Below are 1,220 nucleotides of genomic sequence, written 5' to 3'. Positions count from 1 at the left end.
TAAAAATTTATAGCACCTATTCACATACTATTATAAACATCATAGTTTTTTAAAAAATTTCTAAAAGAAAAATGATTATAATATAAAATGTTTATAAGTGTTAGATATTAAAAAAAGTAGATTTATTAAAAGGATAATAATTTTCTGAAAGTGAAGATTTAAAGTTGAAAAGAAACTATACCGTTTTTTTCTCAGCTTTTAATAGATACGTAGTGTCTTTTTGGACTTCTACCGTTTTTTGTGGAGTATCTACTTTATTTAAAGAAGTGTTTACCGTTATAACAGTTACAAAAATACCTGCAACAAAGATAAACGCAAATAAAGCTATAATTTTGTGTAAATTTTTCATAAATAGTAACGACTTCTATTATAAAGACGTAGTAAAAACAGAAACGTTACAAAAAAATTAAGATTTTTTTAACTTTAAGAAAATTTAATTTTAAATAATGAAGCGATGTGTAGAATTAATAAGTTGGATTAATCCCGATTTTAAATCTAGATCTAGAAATTATTTTTAAATAATTCGATATTTAAATTTATAAAATATTAATAATCAATAAATTAAAAACTAAAATAGTTAGATACAAAGTTTTTACCTATGTTTGCATCTATATTTCGAAATGTAATTTAAATATCCTTCTCAATTGTCGAAATATCTAAACACAATTATAATAACATTTTATTACAATTGTATTTTAGAAAAAATTATTACTTAGTTTTATAATTTATACTTCCTTAAGTAATCATAAATTCATTAATCATAACACATATCAAAATACACACAGAATCATAACAGTTAATTAATAAGATTCAAAACTATTAATTGTATTTTGGTATCACTTAAAAAATACATCGCATTATATGCCAAAAAAGAAAAAAATATATAAAAAGAAAGGTAAAATCATAAAGGATTTAACTAGAAATATCTTTAGAATTTTAAATGAAGATAGTAGTAAGTTTTACAATTACAAACAAATTGCTGGTAAACTAGGTATTTCTGATACTGATGGTAAAACGCAAATTTTAAAAAAATTAGCAGAATTAACTGCAACAAAAAAAATAAAAGAAGTAGATAGAGGCAAGTTTCAAATAAACGAAGACCGAAAATATTCTTTAGGTACCTTAGACATTACTTCTAATGGGAATGGGTATTTTATAACAGATGATTATGAAGAAGATATTTTTATACCGAACGTAAATTTAGGAAAAGGTTTGCATGG

Annotated in this window: 1 protein-coding gene and 1 pseudogene; one reads left to right on the top strand and one right to left on the bottom strand. The window is 22.1% G+C overall.

Annotated features, from left to right (window positions below; translation table 11 throughout):
- Nucleotides 1-175: 175 nt before the first annotated feature.
- Nucleotides 176-349 (bottom strand): hypothetical protein, encoded by a 174-nt coding sequence (locus tag ACTG3S_RS07180; protein WP_439128676.1) that lies wholly within the window; start codon nucleotides 347-349, stop codon nucleotides 176-178.
- Between the two features lie 512 nt (nucleotides 350-861).
- On the opposite strand from ACTG3S_RS07180, the pseudogene ACTG3S_RS07175 reads away from it, so the two are divergent.
- A pseudogene (locus ACTG3S_RS07175) lies at nucleotides 862-1,220 on the top strand (ribonuclease R); the annotation flags it as partial.

The sequence above is a fragment of the Polaribacter sp. genome, assembly GCF_965656025.1.
Taxonomy (GTDB): domain Bacteria; phylum Bacteroidota; class Bacteroidia; order Flavobacteriales; family Flavobacteriaceae; genus Polaribacter.
Note: the sequence above shows the minus strand (reverse complement) of the source record. Positions and strands in the feature narration are given on the sequence as shown.

Coding starts and splice junctions, on each gene's coding strand:
- ACTG3S_RS07180 (WP_439128676.1), bottom strand. CDS start 349: ATGAAAAATTTACACAAAATTATAGCTTTATTTGCGTTTATCTTTGTT.